At 58.6% G+C, this 5882-nt stretch carries 8 protein-coding genes; 1 reads left to right on the top strand and 7 read right to left on the bottom strand.

Going from position 1 to position 5882, the window contains the following annotated elements:
- Positions 1-344: hypothetical protein (locus J7360_RS16265; protein ID WP_244667821.1), on the top strand; the 344-nt coding region annotated here is incomplete at its 5' end.
- Positions 345-363: 19 nt separating this feature from the next.
- Here the strand turns inward: J7360_RS16265 and J7360_RS16260 are convergent.
- From J7360_RS16260 to J7360_RS16230, 7 genes are all read right to left on the bottom strand, one after another.
- Positions 364-660 carry a hypothetical protein gene (locus tag J7360_RS16260; protein ID WP_209034255.1) on the bottom strand — a complete coding sequence of 99 codons (297 nt, stop codon included), beginning with the start codon at positions 658-660 and terminating at the stop codon, positions 364-366.
- 198 nt (positions 661-858) lie between these two features.
- Positions 859-2025 carry a zonular occludens toxin domain-containing protein gene (locus J7360_RS16255; RefSeq protein ID WP_209034251.1) on the bottom strand — a complete coding sequence of 389 codons (1167 nt, stop codon included), beginning with the start codon at positions 2023-2025 and terminating at the stop codon, positions 859-861.
- Positions 2022-2339 (bottom strand): DUF2523 family protein, encoded by a 318-nt coding sequence (locus tag J7360_RS16250; RefSeq protein ID WP_005997732.1) that lies wholly within the window; start codon positions 2337-2339, stop codon positions 2022-2024. The genes J7360_RS16255 and J7360_RS16250 overlap by 4 nt, the downstream gene beginning before the upstream one ends.
- A complete protein-coding gene (locus tag J7360_RS16245; protein WP_209034249.1) occupies positions 2339-3817 on the bottom strand; it encodes an A coat protein in 1479 nt (492 codons plus the stop codon). The genes J7360_RS16250 and J7360_RS16245 overlap by 1 nt, the downstream gene beginning before the upstream one ends.
- A 113-nt stretch (positions 3818-3930) precedes the next feature.
- Positions 3931-4182 carry a hypothetical protein gene (locus J7360_RS16240; protein WP_209034247.1) on the bottom strand — a complete coding sequence of 84 codons (252 nt, stop codon included), beginning with the start codon at positions 4180-4182 and terminating at the stop codon, positions 3931-3933.
- Positions 4183-4497: 315 nt separating this feature from the next.
- Positions 4498-4797, bottom strand: coding sequence for a single-stranded DNA-binding protein (locus J7360_RS16235; RefSeq protein ID WP_209034245.1), 300 nt, complete (start codon positions 4795-4797; stop codon positions 4498-4500).
- 104 nt (positions 4798-4901) lie between these two features.
- On the bottom strand, positions 4902-5882 hold a 981-nt coding region (locus tag J7360_RS16230), incomplete at its 5' end, for a replication initiation factor domain-containing protein (protein WP_209034243.1).

Genomic DNA, 5882 nt, shown 5'->3' with positions numbered 1-5882 from the left:
CTACACCCCTACACCCCTACAATCGCCGGATTCTCACGGAGGCGATGATGGACAAGGCAGGCTGGCAGATATCGACATTCGTCGTCGGACTCGGCTTCATCGGTGCAACGCTCGGCCTGGTCGCCAACAAGAGCGCGCTGACCCAGGAACGAAACGACCGAACGCCCTGCCCACCGCCGACTGTAGAAACGCACGTCATCACCGAGACTCAGCACACCGACCTGCCGAAGAACGTTATGTATTTGCCTGACAGCGTGCGGTGCCAGGGCGGGCGGTTTCTGATTAAAACAGAACATGGATTCGAATCATTGACGCGAGCCGGCGCGCCAATGCGGTGCAGCTAATATCTATTTTCGTAAAGCGTCACGATTTGCGGCAGTACCGAAGGCGAAGTTCGTCGATGATGGCGTGAACCGCGCGCCCATCACCCTTAAGCATGGCGCGGCGCAGCGCTTCCAGAATGGCCGAATCACGCAGCGGCTCGCCATCGGCGTCTAAGACGATGGTTGGCACGACCTGGCGAGCTTCATTGAGCAGACCTTGACGGTAACGCTTCGCGCGCTCGGCAGCAGACATTGCGCCGCTGCTGTACTTAGGTGGCCTGCCGCGCTTCGCAGGCAGGGGCATTTCTAGGGTCCCGGGGTCTTTTTCGTCACGCATCACATTACGCCTTCTTCTTCGCTTCGCGACGGAACGCGGCGAACCAGCGGAACAGGCCGAATGCGACCAAGACCGCGACTTGAATGGCGACGAGAATCTCTTTCGTGTCCATGCCCTACCCCCTGAATTGATGTGATCATAATATCGTGACGCGTCACGGAAGTCTAATAATGGCTAGTTATGTGACGCGTCACGAAGTTACATTTCAAGTGTGGTCGCAGGCGTGTAAGTGCTTGGGTGATACCCAGGAGATTCCGGGAACGTGCCCTGACCCCGCACACCTTTGCTGAGCACCGTCCCCGCAGCCGTTTCCTGCTGCTTTGCAGGCTTGTCGCGCTGATCTTCCTTGCGCTCGTCGGCCCTGGCGTACTCGCGCCGCTCCTGGGGCGGCTTATATGGGTTGTACGGCTCGCCCCAGCGGGCCACATCCCGGCATACGTCATCGCGGACCACCACGCGCGTGTTTTGCTCGGTGACGCACCGACAGCTGTTCTCGGTGCTCATGCAGAACATGTGCGGATCTGCACGGAACTCGCGTCCCGCGAAGCCTGGCGCTGACCAAGGCACGTCCTGGACCATCGGGGTGATCGCACGCATGTAATCCTCACCGCTTGCGATGGCAGGCCTGGCGTTGCCTCCCGAGGTCGCTCCAGCGGAGGAATGGCCCGGCTGCGCCACAGGCGCAGTCTTGGCCATCTCCTCCGCTTCCGCTCGTCCATGGATACCCTTCCAGAATAGCCACCCGAAAACGCTGAGCATCATCACGATGGCGATCGGTCCGGTGATCAGGATCTTCTTCATCAACGACGGCATGCGGTACTTGACCGTGTGCAGCTCCGCGCTCTTGTAGTACTGGAAATATTTCTCAGGCAGCTTCCACAGCTGATAGTCGTACAAGCCTTTGATGCGCTTAAGGCCCAACCGCACCTCGTCCATGACCTGGTGATTGCGGAAGATGAAGGTCTGATCCTTGCCGGACTGGCGCAACAGATGCTCATGGAAACCAACCAGGCCACGCAGGTGCGTGTCGAGGTAGTTCGGCTGCTGGGTTGCCAGCACCAGGCGCACACCAAGGTGGCGAATCGTCTCCATCGCGCTGATGTACTCAGGCGGATCACCGCCGCGTCGAGCGCGAAAATACTGCTGCGCCTCGTCGACGAACAGAACAGCGCCAGCAGGCAGCTGGCGCCACTTCGTTGGATCTTCCCACGGCGTGACGCCGGGTACGCTGATGCCATTGATGTTGCACGTGTAGACGTGTGCGCCCTGCTCCACCAGCTCGACAATACGTTGCGTCATGCGCAGCGACTTGCCAGAACCCGGCAAGCCGGTCAACAGAGAAATAGAGGCGGTATCACCGATCATTCGTCGCGAGCCTGGTTTGCACGAGTGAGAAAGACACGCTGTACGCCCTGTATGCCGTACGCGCTGAGGATGATTGAGATAGCAGTGTCCAGGCCAAGCGCATGCACCCAGTTGGCCGCCAACGGCGGCACCAGCTGCCAGGCACTCACGGCCTGGTCAATGAGCGGGTCATACACGAACGCTTTACCAGCGAACCCGAGACCGAGCGCACCTAGCGCCTTGGCGGTCCACAACGCCAACTTGAGCTTCATCAGCTTGTTGAGCAGTCCGCCCAGCGCGCCCAGCCACGGAACATCGAACGAAAACCACGACATTAGGACCTCCACAAGATCACAAACGCAGCCACCATGGCAGACGCGATGATGATTTTTTTGATGATGGCGAGCGCATCGTAGAACTGCGCGTTCAGCGTAAATGACGTGCCCATGATGTCGATGTTGCCGCCGAGCAAGTCGCCACCACCGATGCTCAGACGGTTCTGATCAAAATGCGGACCAGGCTTGCCATCAGATGCCCACAGCTTCGCAATCTCGCCTTTTTCATCGTCTCCAGCGGCATCGGCTGAACCCCGATCAGAATCGGCTTTAGCTGCGTCGCGATCCTTCTCCAAGCCGCACCGGGTACGCCAAGCCTGCAAAACCTGCGAATACTCAGCGGCTTTACAACTCTTGCCAGCGCACACAGGCACATCACCATCGCTGCACGTAGCGCCCGCGGTCACTTCGCCGCGATCAGTATTGCACTGCGTCTTCCAAGTGAATTTCAGATGCAGACACTTCAACGTATCGCCAACACAGATAGGCGGCGTGGTGCAATTTCCACTATCGCTGGCACTGTCCTTGCTGTCGTCATCCTTCTTCCCCGTGCCGCTAGTACTGCCATTGCCGGACGTGTTGCCCGAGCCGTCGGAGCTGTTGTCACCCGTGCCGTTCTTCGAAGTACCAGACGGCACGGTCGTGTAGTTGGTCACGTTGTAGGTAGTGCATGTGTTGTTCACGCACGTGGTCTGCTGATGCCCTTCTTTGCGCTGCCATTCGCCATCCGGCGGAGGAATCGGCGGCGGCGTTACGGGATCGCCCTTTGGCGTCTTGCTTTGCGCATCGGTGGCATCGGTTTTTTTGCCCGTTTCGGTGGGCTTCCAACAGAACGTCTTGCCGGATGACGCCGTTGCGCAATAGTCGCCGTTCGGCTTCATGCAGGCCGTCTGCCCAGATCCCAGCGCGGTGCATTCCGGCGCTTTTTCCTTGGTGGCGTCGTCCTTCTCTTCCTGCAATTCGCCGATGTCGTTAGTCGGCTTTGTAGGGGTACAGATCGACCCGTTATAGGTGCGATCCCTCATGCCATAGGTCTTAACGCCGCCATTATCAGCGCTGAACGAGGTGCCCTGCACTTGACATCCGGAAATACAACTGGGTGGTGGTGTGTACCAGGGTGCTGCGTCAGCGAGCTTCTTTGAGTTACGAGAGGCACAGGTGTACTGATCGTCGTAGCTGTAATCACCGCATGTGTCGATAGACCAAGGGGAAGCGCCTGGATAGGGGATCGCTTGATATTGGCATGTGTATTGAAATGGCTTATTCGACGGGCACGACGGGTTGCGCCGCATGTCCGGATTCTTCGCAACCATCTCGCTAGCAAACTGCATGCAGAGCGAGTACGCCTCGCCCTGGTCAACTGCCGCGTGCGCACTGCCACTACAAAGTTGCAGCAGCAGCCCACAAAATGCGGCTACGACGACATACGCAACTCGCCTCACAACCGCACGCGCGAAATATTGACCGACCCAGCGCATCAGCGGAGCCCATCGGCCATGATGCGGCCGGCCATAAAATAGAAAATTAGGAGGACTGTTCCGGTCATATAAAAAAGGGCGGGTTTCCCCGCCCTGCCCTGTCGATGATTTACTTACTTGCCGCCGATCAGGCCGAAGGCCTTCATGGTCCAACGACCCACCGCAAACGCGGTGTAGATCAACACGCCCGCCGCAACCATGGCGGCCACCGCTGCCAAGATCGTTGCCGGATCGAAACCCGCTGCAGCCTGCGCGAATGCAGACGGAGCGGCCATGGCAAAAGCACCACCAACCGCGATGGCTTTCGGCTTGTTGCCGAGGGTGGACAGATATGCGCCCAGGGCGCGGATCTTCTTGCTGTTCATTCGTCTTCTCCTTTACTTGGGATGATTAGCCGTAAGGCTGCGAGTGTTACGAGGCCGACTACAATCGCTGGCCCCACGACATTGGCCTGTTCCGCCGTGGGCAGCATTTCCACCCAGCTGGATTGATCCAGCCAAGCAGTTTGAGAACACGTGCCGTCCTGTGCAGGCACTGCATCGATACAGGTGAGGACACGTGTCATGAGGCTATTTCCGAGTTGCGCCGAACCACATCGCACCGACCGTCAGAGCGCCCAGGACGAAGCCCGAGCCGAGCACGACGTAGGGATGAGTGGTGTAGATCAGAACGGCCATGGATTACGCCGCAGCGCGTGCGGGAGAAGCCTGACGCGGCTTGAGCTTGGCGAACTTACCCAACGCGATGTTGCCCTTATTCACCTGCAGCATGCCGGCGACATCCAACTCATACTCGCCAGGTGCAAAGGCCTTCTGGCCGTCTTCGAGGCGTGCCTCGTAGGGATACACGAAGCCGTCGACCTCAAGGCGGCATTTCTGCTTGCGCGTGGTGTAACTGCGCTCCTTGCCCTTCTCATCTTCGAACGTGCCGCCACGCTCATCGACTTCACTATTCAACACGGTGACTTTGATTCCGCTCATGGTGTAACCCTTTTTAGGTTTGATTGATCCCGACGATCCGGGTGATTCTTTTGACCACATTTGCTGCTACCCACGTCGGTGGCCATAACGACGTGCAGCGAATTTCAATCGGCGCAATCAGGGAACAGCTCATCCAACTGGTTGGAGATCCGTATCTCTAGATCGAGCTGTTGCAGGTTCTTAAAACGACCAGGCACACCGTCATGGGTGAGATAGCGATCGAGGACCGACACGGCGTATTCGTGGCTACGGGTGTTGAGCGCATTCCAGAGCACACGCAGAGCGCTACCGGCCTGGGTGTCGATGAAATCGATCATGGCCTTAACCGAGGGGTTAACCATGCGTTCCTTGAGCTCGAGGCGTGTCAGCTCACCGATGACCAGGTCAGCGAGAACGGTGTAGGCGCTCGCAAAGTACTTGCCGGGATCGACCAGCGCGCCTAGGGGCAGATCGATACGCTTGGCGTAGAGACGCAGCTCGCAACGTGTCCACTCACTCTCGGGGTCGCCCAGCTGCTTGCCTTTCTCGTAGATGCACAGCTCTTTGTGGCCTTTCTGACCGACATAGAAGCTGCAACCCTTGTCGTTGCCCTCGTCGCTGATGTGCTTCGCGTGCGGAGGACGGCCGTTCATGGTGAACGCACCATCGTGGTAGGCGTCGCGGAACTGCTGCACATCGAACCACTTGCCGGTATGGTCATCGATAGCGATATCGACGCGTGTCAGGTGTGCGCCTAGATCCTGTGCGATGCGCTCGGCATAGGGCCAGCTCGGGACCTGGCTGCAGCCCTGCCCTGTCAGGCTAATGCACACCTCGCCAGTGTCAGCCACACCAATGCGGCCGCAGACACTAGAGGTCTCATCGATCAGCATGGCGCTGCGCTGGTAGTTGAAGTTCCAGAGCCGTTCCTGCAGGGGGCCTGCGACGATGCTGCCCGAGGTGCCGAAGACGTAGGCAACCATCTGCTGGGCGTTCATGCGCTTGAAGAAATTGACCGCCTTGTCGGTGTCAAAGACCAGGGTGCAGAAGTCGATGATCGGCTTCGATAGCCCTTCGAGGGTCTGAGACTTTTGGCCCGTGTTACT

Source organism: Xanthomonas sp. D-99 (genome assembly GCF_017746145.1).
Classification (GTDB): Bacteria; Pseudomonadota; Gammaproteobacteria; order Xanthomonadales; family Xanthomonadaceae; genus Xanthomonas; species Xanthomonas cissicola.
Note: the sequence above shows the minus strand (reverse complement) of the source record. Positions and strands in the feature narration are given on the sequence as shown.